This is a genomic window from Tenuibacillus multivorans, from assembly GCF_900103915.1.
In the GTDB taxonomy this organism is placed as follows: Bacteria; Bacillota; Bacilli; order Bacillales; family Alkalibacillaceae; genus Tenuibacillus; species Tenuibacillus multivorans.
Genome location: NZ_FNIG01000010.1, coordinates 80,547 through 100,912, shown reverse-complemented (window position 1 = coordinate 100,912; position 20,366 = coordinate 80,547). Strand labels below are relative to the sequence as shown.

The 20,366-nt window shown below is 36.3% G+C and carries 18 protein-coding genes; all 18 read right to left on the bottom strand.

From position 1 onward, the window contains the following. Positions 1-16: 16 nt before the first annotated feature. Positions 17-811, bottom strand: coding sequence for a cobalamin-binding protein (locus tag BLP77_RS13545; protein WP_093857660.1), 795 nt, complete (start codon positions 809-811; stop codon positions 17-19). Positions 812-890: 79 nt separating this feature from the next. Next, a complete protein-coding gene (locus BLP77_RS13540; protein WP_093857659.1) occupies positions 891-2,648 on the bottom strand; it encodes a methyl-accepting chemotaxis protein in 1,758 nt (585 codons plus the stop codon). A gap of 152 nt (positions 2,649-2,800) precedes the next feature. Then, positions 2,801-3,394, bottom strand: a complete 594-nt coding sequence (locus BLP77_RS13535; RefSeq protein WP_245686891.1) for an STAS domain-containing protein — start codon at positions 3,392-3,394, stop codon at positions 2,801-2,803. A 141-nt stretch (positions 3,395-3,535) separates the two neighbouring features. Then, on the bottom strand, positions 3,536-4,726 hold the full coding sequence (chrA, locus tag BLP77_RS13530) for a chromate efflux transporter (RefSeq protein ID WP_093857657.1): 1,191 nt from the start codon (positions 4,724-4,726) through the stop codon (positions 3,536-3,538). 14 nt (positions 4,727-4,740) lie between these two features. Next, positions 4,741-5,046, bottom strand: coding sequence for a PadR family transcriptional regulator (locus BLP77_RS13525; RefSeq protein ID WP_093857656.1), 306 nt, complete (start codon positions 5,044-5,046; stop codon positions 4,741-4,743). A 399-nt stretch (positions 5,047-5,445) separates the two neighbouring features. Continuing rightward, positions 5,446-6,063, bottom strand: a complete 618-nt coding sequence (gene wrbA, locus BLP77_RS13520) for an NAD(P)H:quinone oxidoreductase type IV (RefSeq protein ID WP_093857655.1) — start codon at positions 6,061-6,063, stop codon at positions 5,446-5,448. 203 nt (positions 6,064-6,266) lie between these two features. Then, positions 6,267-7,319 carry a SpoVR family protein gene (locus tag BLP77_RS13515; protein WP_176753087.1) on the bottom strand — a complete coding sequence of 351 codons (1,053 nt, stop codon included), beginning with the start codon at positions 7,317-7,319 and terminating at the stop codon, positions 6,267-6,269. An 81-nt stretch (positions 7,320-7,400) separates the two neighbouring features. Then, entirely contained in the window at positions 7,401-8,096 is a 696-nt protein-coding gene (locus BLP77_RS13510) for a YhcN/YlaJ family sporulation lipoprotein (RefSeq protein ID WP_093857653.1), read from the bottom strand. 76 nt (positions 8,097-8,172) lie between these two features. Further along, the gene (locus tag BLP77_RS13505) at positions 8,173-8,820 is read right to left on the bottom strand and encodes a response regulator transcription factor (protein WP_093857652.1); all 648 of its coding nucleotides are present in this window, start codon (positions 8,818-8,820) and stop codon (positions 8,173-8,175) included. A gap of 6 nt (positions 8,821-8,826) precedes the next feature. Then, the gene (locus BLP77_RS13500) at positions 8,827-10,266 is read right to left on the bottom strand and encodes a GAF domain-containing sensor histidine kinase (RefSeq protein ID WP_176753086.1); all 1,440 of its coding nucleotides are present in this window, start codon (positions 10,264-10,266) and stop codon (positions 8,827-8,829) included. A 4-nt stretch (positions 10,267-10,270) separates the two neighbouring features. After that, the gene (locus BLP77_RS13495; RefSeq protein WP_176753085.1) at positions 10,271-10,963 is read right to left on the bottom strand and encodes an ABC transporter ATP-binding protein; all 693 of its coding nucleotides are present in this window, start codon (positions 10,961-10,963) and stop codon (positions 10,271-10,273) included. Positions 10,964-10,978: 15 nt separating this feature from the next. Then, positions 10,979-11,989 (bottom strand): ABC transporter permease, encoded by a 1,011-nt coding sequence (locus BLP77_RS13490; protein WP_093857649.1) that lies wholly within the window; start codon positions 11,987-11,989, stop codon positions 10,979-10,981. Then, positions 11,983-13,164 carry an ABC transporter permease gene (locus BLP77_RS13485; protein ID WP_093857648.1) on the bottom strand — a complete coding sequence of 394 codons (1,182 nt, stop codon included), beginning with the start codon at positions 13,162-13,164 and terminating at the stop codon, positions 11,983-11,985. Before BLP77_RS13485 ends, BLP77_RS13490 begins: the two co-directional genes overlap by 7 nt. 40 nt (positions 13,165-13,204) lie before the next feature. After that, entirely contained in the window at positions 13,205-14,626 is a 1,422-nt protein-coding gene (locus BLP77_RS13480) for a hypothetical protein (protein ID WP_093857647.1), read from the bottom strand. 772 nt (positions 14,627-15,398) lie between these two features. After that, on the bottom strand, positions 15,399-16,700 hold the full coding sequence (locus BLP77_RS13475) for an anti-sigma factor domain-containing protein (RefSeq protein WP_093857646.1): 1,302 nt from the start codon (positions 16,698-16,700) through the stop codon (positions 15,399-15,401). Between the two features lie 3 nt (positions 16,701-16,703). Next, positions 16,704-17,441, bottom strand: coding sequence for an RNA polymerase sigma-I factor (sigI, locus tag BLP77_RS13470; RefSeq protein ID WP_093857645.1), 738 nt, complete (start codon positions 17,439-17,441; stop codon positions 16,704-16,706). Between the two features lie 76 nt (positions 17,442-17,517). Further along, positions 17,518-18,327, bottom strand: a complete 810-nt coding sequence (locus BLP77_RS13465) for a S1C family serine protease (protein ID WP_093857644.1) — start codon at positions 18,325-18,327, stop codon at positions 17,518-17,520. A gap of 17 nt (positions 18,328-18,344) precedes the next feature. Beyond that, positions 18,345-20,366, bottom strand: coding sequence for an ABC transporter ATP-binding protein (locus BLP77_RS13460; protein ID WP_093857643.1), 2,022 nt, complete (start codon positions 20,364-20,366; stop codon positions 18,345-18,347).

The window sequence follows — 20,366 nt, the reverse complement described above, 5'->3', positions numbered from 1 at the left end:
TTGTATGACCTTCTCTCTAGCTTGAATTATGATTTGGAAAATATGTCGGATGTAACAGATAGGCCAATTTTTTTAACCCTTCTAAAAGTCTTGGTGACGGCCGACAATACAAGTACTCTTCTAAAACATGAACATCATCATACTGGATCGCTTTAATTTTTTCTGAATCCTCGCGTTTTCGTATTAGTTCTGGATTCATTTTCTTTTCTTGTACACCAACCCAGACCATACAAATTTCATCTGGATTACGATCAATGACTTCTTTCCACTCCGTTTGAACACTAGCTTGATTGATATCCGAAAAAATGTTTTCAGCACCTGCTAATTCACTAATGTAAGTCAACCAATTTTGACCTCCGGGTGTAAAAATGGGCTTGGGCCACCATTCCCAATATATTCGTTTTTTCTTCGGAATCTGTTCAGCCAGTTTTTTATATGAATTTAATGTCTGGTAATACTTATCATAAACCGTCTTGGCATGATTTTCTTGGTGGGTATACTTTCCAACCGTTAATATATCATCTGCAATTTCATCTAATGAATTTGGATTTAAAATAATATATGGCAATTGATGAGCGTCTAATTTTTCAATATTCTTCTCCATGCCCGGAACACTTAAGGAGGCTAAAATCAAATCAGGCTCTAGTTCTATGACCTTTTCGATATCAATATTCAAATCTCGCCCAACCTTTGGAATATCTTTAACAGCATCAGGCCAGTCTGAATCATTATCGACACCTACAACCTGATCCATTAAATCTAAATAGGCTAAAATTTCGGTATTACTTGGGCATAAAGAAACAATTCTCATATGATCTGATCACCCCTATTATTTCTATTATTTTAAAAAGGACTGCCCAAATCAAGCAGTCCTTTTTATTTTACCATAATTATATTTTGAATTGTTTGACTTGCCCATTCAATTTTTCAGCTAGTTGAGATAATTCTTCTGCAGCTTTGGATACTTCCTCCATTGAGCTATTGGCCTCTTCAACCGTTGCTGCTGTCTCTTCAATACCTGCAGCTGATTCTTCAGAAATAGAGGCAATCTCTTCAACTGATTGATTCGTCCTAACACTGTCATCAAGTACGTCCTTCATGTTAGCGGAAATCTCCTGTACTTTACTTGTTACCTGATTAACGGATTCATTAATTTGGTCAAATGTAGACTGAGTACTCTCCAATTGATCTGCACCTTGTTCGACTTCTTCATAACCAGATTCTAATGAGTTGGTTACCTGAGCTGACTCGGATTGAATGTTTCTCACAATCTTGGTAATATCTCCAACTGAATCCGCTACTTGTTCAGCAAGTTTCCTTACTTCATCTGCAACTACTGCAAAGCCTTTTCCATGCTCACCCGCTCGAGCCGCTTCAATAGCTGCGTTTAAGGCTAATAGGTTCGTTTGTTCCGCGATATCTTGAATAACTTCCACTAGTTTAGAAATTTCTTGTGATTGCTCATCTAAGCCTTTAACCTTCGACACGGCATCTTCAACAATGGCATGGATTCGCTTCATTTGTTCCGTTGAGGCCATCATTTTGTCGCGACCTTCTTCTGTTAAAGCTAAAACAGAATCAGACTCTTGCGCCACGTGATCACCATTTTTATATGAACGCTCTACCTTTTGTAAAAAGCTTTCCATCATTTCAGAAATATTCGAAGCACTCTGTGCCTGATTATCTGAACCAGATGAAAGCTCCTGCATGGTTGAAGCGATTTGTTCGCTACCCTCTCGTACTTCAGTTGAAGATTGGGTTAACTGATAACTTTGACTAGAGACTGATTCTGAAGCCTCCGTCACATCATTAATAATATGGGTTAAGTTCTCTTTCATAGCGTTTAAGGATTGAGATAATTGCCCGATTTCATCTTTACCTTTGTAATCTAAAGTTTTGACAGCCAAATGACCTTGCGCTATTTCATCAGCCATTGACACGGCTTGCTTAATGTTCCTTCTAACATTACGACTAATGAACCATAATAAAATAATGGATATAATAGCCGCGACTAATATTCCACTACCAAGCGCAATTGTAACCTGCACGAAGGTTTGCTTCGTATTATTATAGGCTTCATTATAATCATCAACAATCGTTTGACGTAATGTACTTAATAATTCCTGAGTATCAGATCGAACAACTGCAAATTGAGAACGTGCAGACAATGCAGCATTATCATCTCTTGCTGATACAGCTGGGACAACTTCCTCAGTAAAGATTTGATTAACCTCGTCGTTATTGGCTGAAATCTGATTCATTAGATCAACCTGTCCACCATCTAAACGCGGTTTGACCTGATTCACTAAATCCGAAAACTCCTGTTCGAGTGTCTCATATTGATTTCGATAATCGTTGGACTTATAGTTCACATAGTCAATAACAACTAAGTCCTTTTGTAAAAACAACGCATTCATTTCATCAACCATAATTGCTCGTTCGCTACGGCGATCCTGCGCGTCAACCTGATCATTAGCTATTTGTAAACTCCAATAAATAGCTCCTGAAACCATCAAAAATAATAAAATCGTAATAACCGATACTAGTCCATACTTTTTCCCAATACTAATATTGTGCCACCATGACTGTTTCTCTTTTTTTGTTTTAACGATTTTCTCTTTCTTTTTGTTGCGAAAAAGCTTCTTCAAGTTTTCCCCCACCTTTTATGTATATATAGATAAAAAGTACCATTAATTTTGACAATTCGCAACACAAGTTATTTAAATTTTGTCACATTTTAATATATTTTGTAGAAAATAAAAAGACCTCGAATGATAATCGAGGTCATGACATTATGTCATTACTGAATGATGTACTCATGAAGAGCCTGTTTTAATGTCGCTAGAGTCTTAGCTTGATCAAAGGTAATGCCTGATTTTGCTATATCTTGGACAATTTCTTTTCTAATTCCAGTAATAACAGTCTTACATCCCATTAAAGAGATGCTATCTATAATTTTCATGATTTCAATAACAACATTGGACTCCATATTTGCCATTCCTGATAAATCCATAATCAATGTCTCGATTCGTGAGATACCTACTTCTGAAAGGACTCTTTCTTCAATGATCTCCGCACGATACGAGTCAACTGAGCCAATAATCGGCAATATACTAATCGATTCGTTGATCGGAATAATAGGAACGGAAAGCTTATCAACTAACTCTTTTTGTTGTTTTAGCAGTGAATCCTTGTATTTGGAATAACTTATAAAGTACTCATCTAGAAACACATCAACCCGACTATTTATCTTTTGCTCCATTAGAAAAAAGTCATCTGACTGATCTACATTCCTATGTTCATAATAACTTTTAATAAATATCCATAATGTTCGACGAATGGCTTGAATCCATTCTAATTTAAACGTCTGGCTATTTAACTGCGTATCTAGCAAATAATCTATCGCCAGAGTAATGTATATAAAATTTAACGTAAATAATGTAATTTTGTTAGGAGGAATATTTGATTTTAAATTTGAACCTATAAATATAGAAGGGTTTTTATAGAACAGATTTGTTAAAACAAATCCTTCTCATTAAATTACTATAAACTGTATAACATAGCCTCCTACAACACCTAATATAACAATTAGCCACACAGGGAATTTCCAAATATTTAGCAAACCGAATAATATGACACCTAAGGCAAAGTCTGCTGTACTAAAGATAGAGCTATTAAGAACAGGATCGTAAAATGCTGCTAATAAAATACCTACTACACTTGCATTGACCCCCATTAAGACACCCTGAAATGTTGCTCTTTTCCGTAATTCATTTAGAAATGGTAAAGCCGCTATGATGAGTAAGAATGAAGGTAAAAATATTGCAATTGTTGCGACAATAGCTCCCATAATACCTTCCATCATTGTGCCGAGGTAACTAGAAAACGTAAATAAAGGTCCTGGGACGGCCTGTGCCATGCCATATCCAGCTAAAAAATCATTAGCAGATAATAAGCCATTTGGAACAACTTCCCGCTCAATCATGGGTAGTACGACATGTCCCCCACCAAAGACTAGAGACCCAACTCTAAAAAAGATATCAAATATATTTAGTAGAGGATGATCAGATACTTTATTTAAGATTGGTAGTAAAATGAGTAAACTAATCAAAATACCTAAGGAAGTAATACCAAGCTTTTTTGAAATATTAATGGAAAATGGCTGAACCTTGGATTCCGCTTTATCTTTAAATAATTTTAACCCGATTAAACCTGCCCCTATAATCATTAAAATCTGCATCCATGCGGACGGATACAATAACATAATCGTAGCAGCAGCCAATGCCATTGCTAATCGTGGTTTATCTGGAGTTAGCTTTTTACCTAATCCGATTAAAGCATGTAAAACTACAGCTGCAGCTACAATCTTTAAACTGTGTATAAAACCTGCATCTTCCAAGCTAAAGGTTTGATACATCATCGCAAACACGATTAATACAATAATTGATGGTACCGTGAACCCGAACCACGATATTAGTCCACCCAACAATCCGCCTCGCATCATCCCAATCGATATGCCTACCTGACTACTTGCTGGACCCGGTAAAAACTGACAAAGCGCAATAATGTCGGCGTACGTTTTGTCATCGAGCCATTTACGGCGATCGATATATTCATCCTTAAAATAAGCTAAATGCGCCACTGGACCTCCAAATGAAGTCAAACCTAATTTTGTAGACGTCAACAATATTTCCAAAAGATTTTGAAATTTTTTCTGCTTTGACACGGTTTCTCCTCCTTCTATTTTATTTCTTTAAACAATTCATAAGCTTTAGCCCTCGCTTCAATGAGAACCTCTTTGCCTTTACTTGTGATCCGATAATACTTTCTAATTTTGCCATTTACATTCACTTCATGTTTATCCAATAGTCCATCATTTTCCATACTATGAAGAATTGGATAAAGTGTACCGGCACTGATTTCGTAACCGTGTTCCTGTAATTCTTCTAGCATCCAGGACCCGTAAATGGCATGTTCTTTTGCGTGATATAAAATATGGATGTGAATAAAGCCTAAAAACAATTTTCGTAATACCTTATTGTCCAAGTAACCACCCCCTTCTAAATCGAAATCCAATATCGAATTTCGATATTAATTGTACATGTCACCGGAAAATATTGCAATGAAGTTCTTGGAAATTAGTATTAGCCTCATAATAGTTTTCGAAAATTTCTGTTTATTTATCAGACAATTTATGGTAATATTTGGTCAATAGGATGGGAAGGAGGAGATAAATGATGAGAAAGCTACTAGTAATCAGCACAATTGGAGTTGCATTGGTATTATCAGTTAGCGGTAGTGTCAGTTAGCGGTAGTGTCAGTGCAGTGGATATTTCTGATTGTATGGATCCAGCAATGCATTAAATAAGCCCGAAACCATAATCTCGATTAGGTTTCGGACTTTACGCATGATAAAAAAACTGTCCATAGCATGGCAGTTTATTATTAGATATTATTAGAACCTTTTTTAACCCATTCAGCAACCTCAACAGTACGTTTCGCTTGATGCTTAACGGCACCTTCAACATCCTCAATCATTTTACCGTCTTGATCGACTGATACACTTGTTCCATATGGGTTCCCACCTGCACCAAATAAAACTGGATCCGTGTAACCGGGGGCTGCTATAATTGCACCCCAATGCATCATAGAGGTATATAAGGATAATATGGTTGCTTCCTGACCACCATGTGGGTTTTGAGCAGAAGTCATCGCACTTACTACTTTATTTATCGTCTTACCATTAGCCCAGAGTCCACCTTGAGTATCAAGGAATTGTTTCATTTGAGATGACATCACACCAAAACGTGTTGGAGTACTGAAAATAAGTGCATCCGCCCACTCTACATCATCCGAAGTAACCACCGGAACGTCTTTTGTTGCATCCACTGTTGCTTTCCACACTTCATTCTCTTGTATAGCTGATTCAGGTGCTAATTCTTCCACTTTAAGTATTTTAACCTCAGCACCCGCTTCCTCTGCACTTTCTTTAGCCCATTTAGATAGTTGATAATTCGTGCCACCCATACTGTAAAAGATAATCGCTAAATTAATGTTGGCCATGTTTTCCATCTCCTTTGAATAAGATTGTTTGCCTGGTTTACCAAATAATTTGTATAATAGTCCCTTTAACTAATCTCCCTTCTTATATAAATCTTTATAAGTACCCACCTCCATTAAACATATTTCTTATGTTTTACTGTTCTTCTTATACCCAGTTATGAATGAAAATATTATATAATATCTTAGCTTCTAATAAACTTACATTACTCAGATTTGAATGGCTTTATGTAAATGGCCTGTTTTAGAATCTGTTCTAATTCCATTTTCATTTTTTTTATTTGCTGGACATCAACTTGATATGGGGAGTTTTGATAACGGAGTGTCAAATAACCGGTTTCATCGGTAACATCTTGATCAATATATATTTTCAGCGTCTGAAATTTGAAATAAAGAAGTAGTTGTTCTTTAACTTCCTTGTAATCTTTAAAAACGTTATGATTTTCCACAACAGAAATATTCTCTTTCTTATGCACCGCTTCTGTATAATACTTTTTAATGAAAGATGTGTCTTCAAACTCTCTTATGACTTTCATTTGATCTTCCTCAGACACTTCTTCCCACAATGCTTTACCTAATGAGTAGTAATTCAGTCCTTCTTCAGGTTTAAAATGCAACCGCGCCTCTAACTGAGCGATCTCGAGTTTTTCTACCACAGTCAAACCCAATTCTTGTAACACTTTGTCTTGGTTATAAACTGCCCAGCCTTCATTCATTAACTTCGTCTTTTGAATGGCATTAAAATAATCCGCTTCGTATTGAATTTCTTTTAGCAATTTGAACTGCCACGGATCAAACCAATTACGTTGTTTCAAAAAGTAAGTTATTGGGGCAATATATCTGTTTTTTAATGTCGTAGCCATAGAAAGTTTTCGCATGATACCTAAAAACTGATCAAGAAATGTCTGTTCAGTATAGTCTAATAAAGGTTCAATAAGTTGATGGGTCAATCGGGGTTTTCTTAAATTTATTAAAAACAAATTGTGATAAACAAAATCCAGGTGCCCCGCGCTATGTGCTAGTATGTACAAATTCTCAATTGGTTTATTACCCCTATTTAAATAAATGATATGAGGGCTCCCTACTTCAATTTGTTCAGGGACATGTTTTTCCATCTTTACATTTTGAGGCATGTACCGCTTATGGTAGCCTTTTGCATATAACATTGCAATTTCTTCTGGAGTGGCACAAACAATTTCATATGGACTCATAGACAATCCCAAACTCGAAGCTATTTTAAAAACGTCATTCGTAAGCATATTCATCTCCCCCTTCTTCATATATTATGCAAAAGAAAAACTCAGATGAAGAGCGCTAACTTCATCTGAGTTTATATTCGATTACCGTTCTAAATTAGGGAAGATACGGTCTACCATGTTATTAAATTCTTCAAAGAAACCTTCTACTGGATCTCCGTTTTGAGCGTCGTTAGCATAATTTTCAATCATATCGAAGAACTGAGGGTTCGCTGAGACATAAACATTTTCAATGTCGTTGTTTCCAGAGCGTATAACCTCAGATACGCGTTCTTTAATACGATCGTCTACTTCACCGTTTGTATTATCATTATTGGCGCCATTGTTTGTGTTATTGTTGTTACCATTGTTATTCCCGTTGTTGTTGCCATTGTTATTGTTGTTGGCCATAACAACTGCGACATATGCATTATTATCTCCCGCTATCACATATGCATCTTCAATTTCATTAATTTGATTTGCTACCTTATCTGCCGCTTCTTCTGCTACGTCATAATTATTGTTGTTACCATTCATACCGTTATTTCCATTATTATCATTGACATTGTTACGGTATTGCTGCTGGTTTTGATCACGATCGTTTTCCATCATGTCAAAACCATTATTGTTTCTACCATTGTTTCCATTATTATTTAACGTACCGCCATTGTTATTGTCATCGTACCTAACCTGGTTTAAACCATTATCGTTTCCATTATCGTTTAATCCCTCATCTGCTCCTTGACAAGCAGTCATAATCATTAAAATAGCGGCAAAGCTTATCCAAACCGAAAAGCGCATACTCGTTTCCTCCTTTCTTTAGAATTTAGTCATAGTATGAAATAAGAAGGCTACGAATATGCAATGGAAAAGATTGCTACTTAGTATCTAAGAACTTAACTCCAAATAATGCAGCTTGCGTTCGATCTTGGACCTCTAATTTAGATAAAATATTCGAAATATGTGTCTTTACTGTTTTCTCAGTTACAAATAAGGATTGAGCAATTGCTTTATTGGACTTACCGTTCATAATTTCTTGTAAAACATCTAATTCACGGTTTGTCAGTTCATCAAGTCGTTTTTCTTCTTCTGATTTAGCATTATTTTTCTTAATATGCTTAAATAAATGAACGGCTGCTTTTTCATCAATCATCTCTTGATTGAGATAAACATTTTCAATAGCTTGGCATAATTTTTCTGGATCCGAATCCTTTAATAAATAACCACTTGCCCCGTTTTGTATGGCTTGTACGACATATTCATCATTTAAAAAGCTCGTCAAGACTAAAACATGAATATGAGGATAATCACGTTTCAAAATTTTAGTGGTGTCAATACCATTTAAATGAGGCATTTGGATATCTAAAACACAAACATCAACCTCATTTGATTCAAGAAATTTAAGTGCTTCTTCACCATTTGAGGCTTCACCAACGACTTCTATATGTTCCTTTGTATTTAAAAAGTAAATTAACCCTTTTCGAACGACCTCATGATCGTCAACTAATAACACCTTTATATTCATGCTATATCAACCTCTTTCAATCGGAAGGATTATCGTTAATCGAACACCTTCACCTTTGTTGGAATCAATGTTTAATATCCCATTTAAATATTGGATACGCTCTTCAATCCCTTTTAAACCAAATTGTTTTGGCTGAATAGATTGATTCATGCCCACACCTTGATCTGAAATGATAAAGACTAATTGATTCTCTTGTCCTTCAAGCCTAATGTTAGCTTCATTTACAAATGCATGTTTATAAACGTTATGAATCGCTTCACGACCAATTTTATAAAGCGCTTCTTCGATATAGGGAGGGATTGATGTCGTGCCAGTAGATTCAATATCTAACCTAATATTCAAGCTCTCGGCATACTGTCGAAGAGCTGATAAAAGACCGTGTGTCAACATATGTGATTTTTTATTTTCAATAATCTCCCGCATTTCTTGTAGTGCTTGATTAGATAATTGCTTAAGGTCAAGGAGTGGATCAGACAATTTTGGATCCTCATTCATTGCCTCTAATGCACTCGAAGTAGCCGTCATTGAGTACAACAATTGATTAACCGTGTCATGTAAGTCTTGAGCCAATGTTTCTCTTTCCTGTAGCTGAATCATTTCCTTTTCACGTCGTCTGATTAACATTTCTCTTATTGTTAATCCAATATGCTGACTAGCCAGGGATAGGATTTCTTGATCAACGGCCGACAACGGGTGTTCTGTAAAATAAATAACGTGACCAGATACCTGATTTAATGGGATTTTATATAAATTTTCTGTCTCTTCACCAATACGAAGATCTTTCCATTCAGACTCAATTTGACAGCCATTAATGGGAAAACCATCAATGAGTTTATGATTAATAACATTGCAAAAATCATCGATGTGATCCATAGTTCGAAGCTGTGCTGAAAAAGTATGTAGCATTTGGAGATACTGGCCTCGCTTTTCTTCCTGTTCAAACAGCTCAACACGTACAAGGGCGTGGGTTATTTGATCAGCAATCGATTGCAGTAGCTCTAATTCCTCCGAATGAAATTCATTACGCTGTGGTGCCGTTACGTTAAAAACACCAAAGCGTTTATGTTCATTTTGTAATGGCACGGTTGCATGATGGGTAAACCCACCCGTATCATAGGTTCCACTGGCTATGGCATCCTCTAACCGTTTACACGTAATAATATTAATGGCATCGTTCAGACGATGATTTTCATAACGTGATAAACAATGGCACGACTTACTCCCACACATCGGTCGCTTATCGTCTACTGTTAAAGCCTCTGGTAAGCCAGCATCCGCAACCAGTGATAGCTTTTGGTCGCCTAAGAAAATCCATCCCGCTTCAAAATGAGTGATAGCTAAAAATGATTCTAAAACTTGTTGTAGCATGGATTGACGTTCGTACGATTGATTTAAAACCTCTGTAATTGTCTTTAATGTTTTCATTTTATTTAAATCTTGTTCCATAAGCTCACCTTTGTAAATTAACGTCCAACATTTTTTGTAATGATCTAGATCCATTAGTTAGTGACTGTCTAGATAACGAAAGAAGATCTGTTTTAGCTAATAACCTTCCCTCATCCAAGATCCACAGAATTGGGTCTAAATGATGAACAACATCCCAGTCATGCGTAATAAAGACAATCGTCATTCCCTGGCTATTTAACCTTTTCAGCCATGCCAACATGTCATATTTAGCAGCCAAATCAACCCCAACAAATGCCTCGTCTAATAGGAGTATCTCAGGCTGATGAATTAACCCGACTGCTAAATTAACTTTACGTTTCATGCCACCACTAAGCCGCTCGACACGCTTTCCTAATATATTTTGAAGGCCTAAATATTGAATCATTTCATCTACAAATTCACTTGATTTCTGTTTAGTTAGCTTTTGATAATAGGTTAATTGATCACGAACAATCAGTCCTTCCATTATCGCGATTTGCTGAGGAACATAACCTATGGGATTTTTAGCCTTAGCCTCTAAAATACGTTGTCCGGATGTTGGACGACTTAAACCAGCCATAATTTTAATTAAAGTTGATTTACCAGCTCCGTTCGGGCCAAATAACGTGATACAATCACCTTGCTCAATTGTTCCACTTACATTAGACAGTAGCGTTTTTCGATTCTTTCGATAATCAACCTCTTTTAGCGTCAGCACAAAAAATCCCCCTATTTAGACCAGAATCCAGCTTGGTATGAATAAAAAAGTCCACCAACTTATATTAATGATATTAAACTGTATTAGAAAAAATATTAATGACGATAAAAAGCCATAGCTAAACGTAATGGCCCACATTGTTTCCTTCTTTTTCAGGACAAAGGATAAAATAAAGAAAATCATAATAGAACATAACGTCATGAGTAAATCTGAAACGCTTGCCTCTAAGTCAAAACCTACCGGCTGTAAAATGATATAAGCACAGATGGTCAATAAAACCCCAATCCCCATAGTAATGAAACTAGTTATACCTAACCATGATAATCGTAGTGGCATTGAACTTGAAATCGCATTTAATCGATTAAAAATCTCAAGCTCCTTCCACTTTAAAAGTATTTTAGTTAAATAAGCAAGGACAATCCAAATATAGATCCATATCATCCATCTAAATAAGTGAAAAGAATCACTTTCAGCTGTAGCCGAAAACTTTTCACCAATAGTCTCAAACTGCATTTGAAAAATCGGCTCGGGTTCTAAATATTTTAAACCATAGGAATAAATCTCTTCCCAATCCGCCTCACTTTGATAATGTTGAACGACATTGGCAGCTTCCCCTCGAATCGCTCGTGTCATAATGGCTGATGCTAATTGTTCTTTAAATAACCCATCAAATAAACTGCGATCATTTCGATACCATTGTATCGCGTTTTCTAAATCTGCCTGTTTAATTTTTTCCTTCAAGTTGTTAGGCAAGACAAAAACAGCCTCGACTTCCCCTCGTTCGAGCGCGTATTTTGGAATCGATGTTGTCCGAATAATATCAAAGGATTCGCTTTCTTTCATATCACTTAACAGTTTATCGGTAATCGTTTGTTCATAAGCGTCGACTAATACAATCGGAACTTCAACCTTATCGACAGTCGAATCAAAAAAATTAATTAAAGAAAAAATCAATAATAAAGGCAAAATTAATACCATAACAAAGGATGTCCACTTCTTCATCATTGATTTTAAAACGATTACCACGATGATCCCACCCTTCGCATACTGAAGAACACCACACTGAGGACCACTAAAATTAACAATGTGACCTGTAACCAATTAACCAAAGGCATTTGATGGTCAATCCAAATTTCAGCGAATCCTTCATAGGCCTGATTCAAGAGTTGAAAGGATCCTGGCAAATAAGTTGGCGGAATCAATAGCCCGCTTGCCAGCAACAAGACTCCACTAAGTATTAACGATAATAGGTTGCTGATTGTTTTTTGCGCAAAAATACTTCTCATTACAAAACTAATTAAACATATGACAATTCCGACTAATAGCCACTGTATGAAAATAAGAACATTAAACGTGACGGATGGATACACAAACTGATGTAATAACCACAGTAGAGCTAACAGATAAAATGCTGTAAACGAGACTTGATGGAAGAATATCGCCAATGTTTGATGGACACGTTTAACCGAAATTAAGCTTAAACGCTGTTGAGTAATGTGTTGATGTTTTGGTTGAAAAATTAGCGTCATTAATAAATAAGTCATGAAAAATAAAATCACAACGGTCATGAGATATAAATGAGTTGTCCAGCTTAATAACCCTTGTTCTGTACTGTCATCTTCGGCGAAAAAACTATTTCGATTTAAAGCGTAATATGTAAAATGTAAGGTCATTTGCTGAATCCATGTTTGACGTTCATCGGCTTGTTCTAAATTTTGAATATGAAAATGATGGACCGTATTAACCCCCGTTTGAGCAGCCGATATATAGTCTTGTCCACTTTCTAATAATAAGTAAGCTAAATTGGATGCAAAGGGTAAGCTGTCATTTAGATAGACATTTATTTTTTCATTCACGCCACTTCGAAGTTGTTCTGTAAACCCTTCTGGAACCTCGACAATTGCGGCATATTGATCAGGATTTTCAAGGTAGTAAGGTAACGCATGGTCACCTTGTATAAAGTTGATATCTCCTTCAATGGTTTCATCACTTTGTAATTGTTCTACTAATGCGTTGGTCTCAAAGGTCTGATCCTGATCTAAAACGACGATATTGACTGATTCTAATTCGTCTTGTGCCAATGAATAGATGAGTAAACCAATGATACCGAGTACAGCGATTGGGAAAATGAGTACAAATAAAAAAAGGCCAGGATGCTTGAACATTCGTTTCCATTCGTATAACCATAGATGAAAAATCACAAACCTGACCTCCTTATATCAACTTAAATGTTAATGACTATCAATTAAACGGATTGAATTGTTTTATGAGTTGTTCTATATAATCTTGAGCTGATTTTTTAATGTTTTGTATTAATTGACGATTTTCACCTTCTGTCAACTTGTGAAGATATAAGACATCTTGGGCTGATATTTTGTTTAGTTCAACCGATTCCTTAAAATCAATTGATCTTTCAATACCCCATGCGACTTGCCATTGATTAACGTTAATTGACCAATCATAGCTTTGTTGACCTTGATTACTATTAATATTCGTCTCTCGTACTAATTCTCCTTCAATTGTTGGTAATAAGCTCGGCCAATGAAGCTGAAAATTAATTTTTTCTTCTTGATCTTGATAAAGCGTATCCCACTGTAACCGAATTTGTTCAAGATTCTTTTGATTAATTAAAACAGACCGATTAACGGAGTAATTTTCCTGCGCTGGCTGGCCCCGTGATTGATAAATAAGTTCTAACGGTTGCTTACCTTTTACTAATAATTCAGCATTTAAACTATAAACATCTTCATCTAACTGTGTTTCAACATTAAGTACAAAGTCATTTCTAGAGTTGTTATGTTTAACCTGACCTGACAATTCACGGTAAGCTACCGATTCATCAGTATAGTAAGCTTTATAGATTAAACCGTTAGGGAAGCTTAATTCGTCTAGTTTACTTAAATATTTATACGTCATTGATGATTCCTGTTCATTTTCACTCACAAAGCTTATGAGATTTTGAATAAATTCGTTTACTTGATTTTCAGACATTTTTAATGAAAAACGTTGAAATGTTTCACCTTTATAGTCAACGTTTTCTTCAACTTTTGTTTCGTATTGAACGACATCTCCTAACAAATCAATATAATCTTCAAGACTAAATGACATTTTCTGTTGTAAATCAACTGTTTGAGGGACATCCGACATAACAGTTTCATATCCATTTCGATTTAACCATTGTCCTAACCGGTCATTTTTGATCCCGATAGCTTGATGGTAGAAAGGTAGCTTTAAAGCTGTATATGTATGATTTTGATAGTAATTCGCCTTTAACAAGCTTGTCCGCTGTAGTTGAACGTTGACTTGCGCTGATGTTTCCATCGTTGCAGGGTTAGATTGTGAATGAATGATCAGTCTCGAATTGGCTAAAATACCTCGAGCCAGCATTGCTGTTTGACTAAATTCATTTAAATCGACATTACCCGACACAATGATCTCTTGGGTATGCGGTTCTTGAGCTAATCGTTTATGTAATTCCTCATCATCCTGTTGGTATGCTTCGGTTTGACCGACAATACGTTCAATTGTATTTCTTTCCACATCAACATACTGTACGATTGGATGATAAATAAAAATTCGATATACCACTACCCCTATCATAACAAATATCAGTATAAACATAATAATTTTTTGTTGCCATAATCGCATAAAAAATTCCTTCATTTTTATTCCTCACCACTTTTGACCTGATGGTATTATACTATTTAACAGCCAGTGCGTTAAGAAGAATAAAATATATTATTATTCAGTAATGGATTGCTTATTAGCTAATTCGATTACTGAATCACCTACTCTTAACCCCCCATTAATCTATTAATTACCCAATAAGGTCTTTGAGTCCCCAATGAACTAACCTGATTCCCCAGTGAACCACTCTGAATCCCCAATCAACCTCAATAATTGCCCAATAAACAGAGATAATTCCCCAATGATACACGATGAGTGCCCCATGACACGCAATAATTCCCCTATCAAGACATGCGATTGCCCAATCTTTAAATCCCCAGCTATCAAAATAATTGCAAAAAGCTTTTTTTACTCCGAACAGAAATGTATTTTACGTGAAAATATTTATGCATTCCCTGCCAGAACAAAAGCGCAGAGCGCCGGTTAAAAACGTAGCGACTGAAGCGAATCAACTGAGATAAAGGAATCACGGTGAGCTTTCGAACCGATGATGACTTATCGTAGGGCGATTCGTGAAGCCGCCTAGTTTTTGGCGCTCGGAGGTCAATGGCAACGCCACGTCCTGTGGAGCCATTGACACTAGCACGTCCTATACCTCGCTGGACGTGGCTATAGAAAATTAATAAAGTTTTCCACAATCCTAAATTTTATACTTTCCTAAACAATAAAAAATGTTTCCAGCTTAAACTGGAAACATTCAACTGATACCTGAAGATTTGTACTAGCAACACAGTCCATATGTAAGTCATTAATTTTTATTGTTATGATTTTGTCTACCGGGATGATCGTCTTCTTTATTATCTAACCCTGGAGGTAGAGAGGTTTCATCTGCTCTTTGAGAATCTTCCTCTTCTTCGTCTTCATCATCTCTTTCCCATCTGTCATGTTTAAACCAATCGTCATCATTTTCTTCATCGTATTCATGAATCTCATGGTCTCGTCCGTCCTTTTTACCCAAACCAGGAGGCGTCCAATCTTCACCTTTCTTATCTGATGGACCACCTCCTTGGTTATTTCCATTACCTTTACCAGGATTATGCTTAGGTCCCTTACCTTTAGACGGATGGTCGTCATTCTTATCCTTACCATGACCTCTTTCATTTCCTCTGTTATTGGAAGGGTGATCATCATCTTTATCTTTTCCAATATGATTCCCAGAATCTTTTTGAACGGGTTCGTCATCTTCTTGACTTTTGTATTTGTCAAGCTTTTTCTTAAGACCTGGAGGAATCTGATCTTTATCTTGTCTTTGAATAAATTTTTCAATCACTTGGATATTTTTATTTTGCGTTTCTGAGTCTTGTTGTTCTACCTGGTTCTCTTCCTCATCTTGATCTTGATTAGCTACAGACTGTACGTTACTCTCACTTTCATTCTTAGCCTCTTCCTCTTCAAGAACCTCAGAAGCATACATTAAATTAACCGATGTATTTTGTTCCTTTGCTTCCTCTCGAACATTTAATGGAACTTCAAAGGAGGCTACACTAATCGATTGAAACTCTGACTCCATCTCGGTTGGTATACTTTGAACAAATGAATGATCGTTGGTTCCCACTTGATCAACAAAGCTGAATCCTAATAAAATCTGGTGGTCATCTTGGATATATCCTAAGCTGTCACTTAGGGTTAAAATATTGGAAGAAACGGTCTGAAACGGTTGATTCTTCCAATCCGATAATTGTTCAACGAGTAGACGCCCATCATCGTTCAAGCCTTGAATATCTAATACTTTATAATCGTTATTAAGTGAGAGTTCGACACTTGGGTTTATATCTATATTGACGTAAGCATGAACATCATCCTCACCTAACCATGAATAAAACGGTAAGATAAGTAATAATACCATAAGGGTAGCAATGGCTGTTCTTCCTTGTGGTCGTTTCATCCATTGAAGTAAGCTTTCAAGTGAAAAACCTCGGTTCTTTATCGGCTCAAAGGATGTCTCTTCACCTATAGTCCCATCCATTTTACTTGTTTTATAAAAAGAGCCATCTGAGGTCATCATGATGGTATGTTTTCGTTTCTGCTCGACGATGATCCCTTTCTGCAACGCCTACACCCCCTTTATATAGTCCTTTAAGTAAATAAAATCCTCATTCAATAGAATAAAAACAGCTAAAATATATTTTCGGTTACGCTCAATTGTCTTTTTGCTAACATCCACTAGAGGTAATATTTTTTTAATAGGTAATCTTTTTTTATTCAATATATAGTCCTTGATTTCCTCATGATTAAAAATCATATGAGCGATTTCTTGAGACGTTTTCTTAGCGTCCTGATGCTTAGGAGATACCCTTGCTAGTTCTGTGAAAGATAATTTATATTCTTTTAGTTTTTGATTAAATTCCTCAATCTCAACTTGCCGGTACCAGGCGAGCTCGTTTTCACGAAAATTCTCCTTTGCAGCATTCGATAATTGCCAATTCGAGAAACTTTGACCTTTTTCATCTTCATCGTTTTGATCTAATGAAACAAACATCACGTCTTTATGTTCAGAACGTATGTAGTCAATGACTTTTCGTGTAATCACTAAACGCGCAAAAGATAGAAATGTACTACCTTTTTTAGTTGAATAAGCATCAATCGCCTCATTAAAAGCAAGTAATCCGATACTGAATTCATCATCTTTTTCTGGATTGATATATCTTTTGCAAACCTTTGACACGCAGGTTGCAATAAATGGCTGATAATCTTTCAGTAGATGATGACGGGTCTCCTCATCCCCTGATTGAACAGTGAGTACGTGTTCTTCGAGGGATACGTCTTCTTCTATCTTAGGACGTTTTAACACCCCTCATCACCCCCAACTCATTAATATTGTTCGTAAACGAAGCACACTTTATGGGTGTTGTTGCCCAACAAATCAATTATTGTTGATATTTATCATAAAATGCATCACTCGGAATGGCTAAACCGACTTTCCCAAAGTCATCCGTTTGACGTGTGGCATATATTATACCTATGACTTGTCCATCTTGATTAATGACTGGACTACCACTATTACCTTTATAAACAGGAGCCTGTAGCATTAAGACATCACTTTCAATATTAGAAGACTCCGTACGACCAATAATGGTTCCTTCATTCGCGATACCACTAAACCTTAAGGGATTCCCAATGAAATAAAAATGTTCATCAGTATCAAAGGTAGTTTGACTAGCTAAGTCTAAGTAAGGAAAATCTTCACCTTCAATCTTGAGTAACGCTAAATCGATCTCGGGATAGGTTTGTTCAACCTCAGCTTCATACGGCCCATCATCCGGAAAATAGATCCAGAGTCGTTCACGTTCATCGATGACGTGTTCATTCGTTAAAATATACCCATCTGGCGAAATAGAAAAACCTGTTCCTTTGCCTGACCCTGTATCAACGAGTACAACAGATTTTTTATATTCTTGAATGTCGTCATTCATCATGAGTTGTGCTGACGTTTTAACAAAATCAATTGCAGGGAGTGAAAAAATACTTGGGATGGCAGCTCCAATATTTATCACCATAAACAAGGCAATAAGCCAAAATACCCATTTCGGAAACGGGCGTTTTGGCTTACTCCTGTCTGATTTTTTCGATTCTTTTAATTCTTTCTTTTTTTCTTGTAAAATGTCATACATTTCTTCTTCATCTAGATTTTCATATAAATCTTCATCCATAGTTTCAGGACGCTTATCGTCAGTCATTTCGCTCACCCTTAAAATTATGAGACATTCACTTGTTTTCGACCAAGCTGCATTTCATACATCTTAAAATATTCTCCGCGGTCTTTCAAGAGACTTTCGTGGGTTCCATTCTCTATCATTTTACCATGTTTTAAGACAAAAATTTGGTCAGCTTGCTTAATCGTTGATAGACGGTGAGCTATCACAAGTGTTGTTCGTCCTTTTTTCAAAACTTGTAGCGCCTCTTGGATGTATCCCTCTGTCTCAGTATCAATATTTGCCGTTGCCTCATCTAAGATTAAAATGGCTGGATCAAACGCAAGTGCTCGCGCAAATGAGAGCAACTGACGTTGACCAGTCGAAAATTCATTCCCTTTCTCTTTTACGGGTTCATCATATTGATTCGAAAGTTTTTCGATAAAACGATCAGCCCCAACGGCCTTTAATGCTTCAACCGCTTTATCACGACTAATAGAAGGATCATTCATGGTAATATTCGATATAATTGTCCCGGTAAAAATAAATGGGTCCTGTAGTACAATTCCGATATGCTGTCTAACCTGTTGCTTGGCCAAGCCTTTGGTGTCCTTTCCATCGATTAAAATTCTACCGTGCGTTGGGTCGTAGAATCTGAATAATAGGTTCATAATCGTGCTTTTCCCTGAACCTGTATGACCGACAAATGCTGCCGTTTCACCTGGTTTAACATCAAATGAAATATGATTTAAGACATAACCATCCTTTTCATAAGCAAATGACACATCATCAAACATGACATGGCCGTGATAACGCTGTAAAGGGGTATGATCACGATCTTCAACTTCTTCATCCATTAATTCAAATACACGCCCTCCCGCTACTCTAGACTGCTCGAGTTGAGCGAGTTGACTGATAATTTGTTCAATCGGTTCAAATAAGCGTGTTAATAAGTCAACGAAGGCATATAATAATCCCGCTGTCACAATGGATGAACCATTTAAAGCAGCACCACCAAAATACATAAGAAACACAACGAACCCTACATTTCGTAATACATCAACTAAATTAAACGATGTTAAAGCCGTAAAAGTATTCATTTTGATTTGATATGCATAATGTTTTTCATTTAATGTCTCAAATTCTTTTGTCATGCGTTCGGTTTGACCATAAGCCTGAATAATAGACATACCTTGAATCGACTCATTAATATTCGCATTAATGTTACTATTTGTCTCACGGATGGTACGATTATATTTTCCACCGACCTTTTTATAAACCTTCATCCAAACGACCAATAACGGTAATAGGACTAGACAAATGGTTGCTAATTTAGCATCAAGTATAAATAAAGCGATAAAAATACCAATCATATAAACAATACCAGATGCAAATACCTCTAATACTTTCACATATAGTTCGCGAATCGCTTCCGTATCATTAGTGACACGCGCAACGATTTTACCTGCTGGCTGATCAACGAAATATTTAATCGGCAATCGTTGAATATGTCCAAAGACGTCGCGACGCATCTTTTGAATAATTCGGTTTGATGCAAATTGTAATAGATAGGTTTTGTAATAAGAGAAAAAGGAAGCGATCAGAATTAACCCTATATATAAGGCTAATAGACGAATAATCGAGCCGATTTCACCTTCAAAAAAGACGAATACCTCGCTCGTTGATATTTGACTTCCTTCAACCGTTAACGTTTCATCTTGTGATTCTAAAACAAAGCTGTTTTCACCTTCACTAACTAAGGTTGCATTTAATGGTACTTGTTCGTTAAACAGATAGAAGGATAATCCGTCCTGATATAACGTTACGATTTGATCTGAATCTGAGTTAGTCCGATCTATTCGTTGATACGTTTCGCCATTGAAATATACGCCATCGCTATTTTCACTCACTACATAATGATTTGCGACACCAACAATGTGTTGATCGATTAAGTTTTTCGCGATAAATGGACCGGTAAGCTCTAAAGCAACAGCGAACATTAAACAAATAATACCGATGATAATCGTTCGCTTGAAATGCCAAGCGTACCGGAATAAACGTTTTTCTGTTGAACGTTTCTTCAT

Coding starts and splice junctions, on each gene's coding strand:
- BLP77_RS13515 (WP_176753087.1), bottom strand. CDS start 7,319: ATGCTTACGAATGACGTTTTTAAAATAGCTTCGAGTTTGGGATTGTCT.
- BLP77_RS13460 (WP_093857643.1), bottom strand. CDS start 20,366: ATGAAGAAACGTTCAACAGAAAAACGTTTATTCCGGTACGCTTGGCAT.
- BLP77_RS13480 (WP_093857647.1), bottom strand. CDS start 14,626: ATGAAGGAATTTTTTATGCGATTATGGCAACAAAAAATTATTATGTTT.
- BLP77_RS13505 (WP_093857652.1), bottom strand. CDS start 8,820: ATGAATATAAAGGTGTTATTAGTTGACGATCATGAGGTCGTTCGAAAA.
- BLP77_RS13510 (WP_093857653.1), bottom strand. CDS start 8,096: ATGCGCTTTTCGGTTTGGATAAGCTTTGCCGCTATTTTAATGATTATG.
- BLP77_RS13500 (WP_176753086.1), bottom strand. CDS start 10,266: ATGGAACAAGATTTAAATAAAATGAAAACATTAAAGACAATTACAGAG.
- BLP77_RS13465 (WP_093857644.1), bottom strand. CDS start 18,327: ATGACTGACGATAAGCGTCCTGAAACTATGGATGAAGATTTATATGAA.
- wrbA (WP_093857655.1), bottom strand. CDS start 6,063: ATGGCCAACATTAATTTAGCGATTATCTTTTACAGTATGGGTGGCACG.
- BLP77_RS13545 (WP_093857660.1), bottom strand. CDS start 811: ATGAGAATTGTTTCTTTATGCCCAAGTAATACCGAAATTTTAGCCTAT.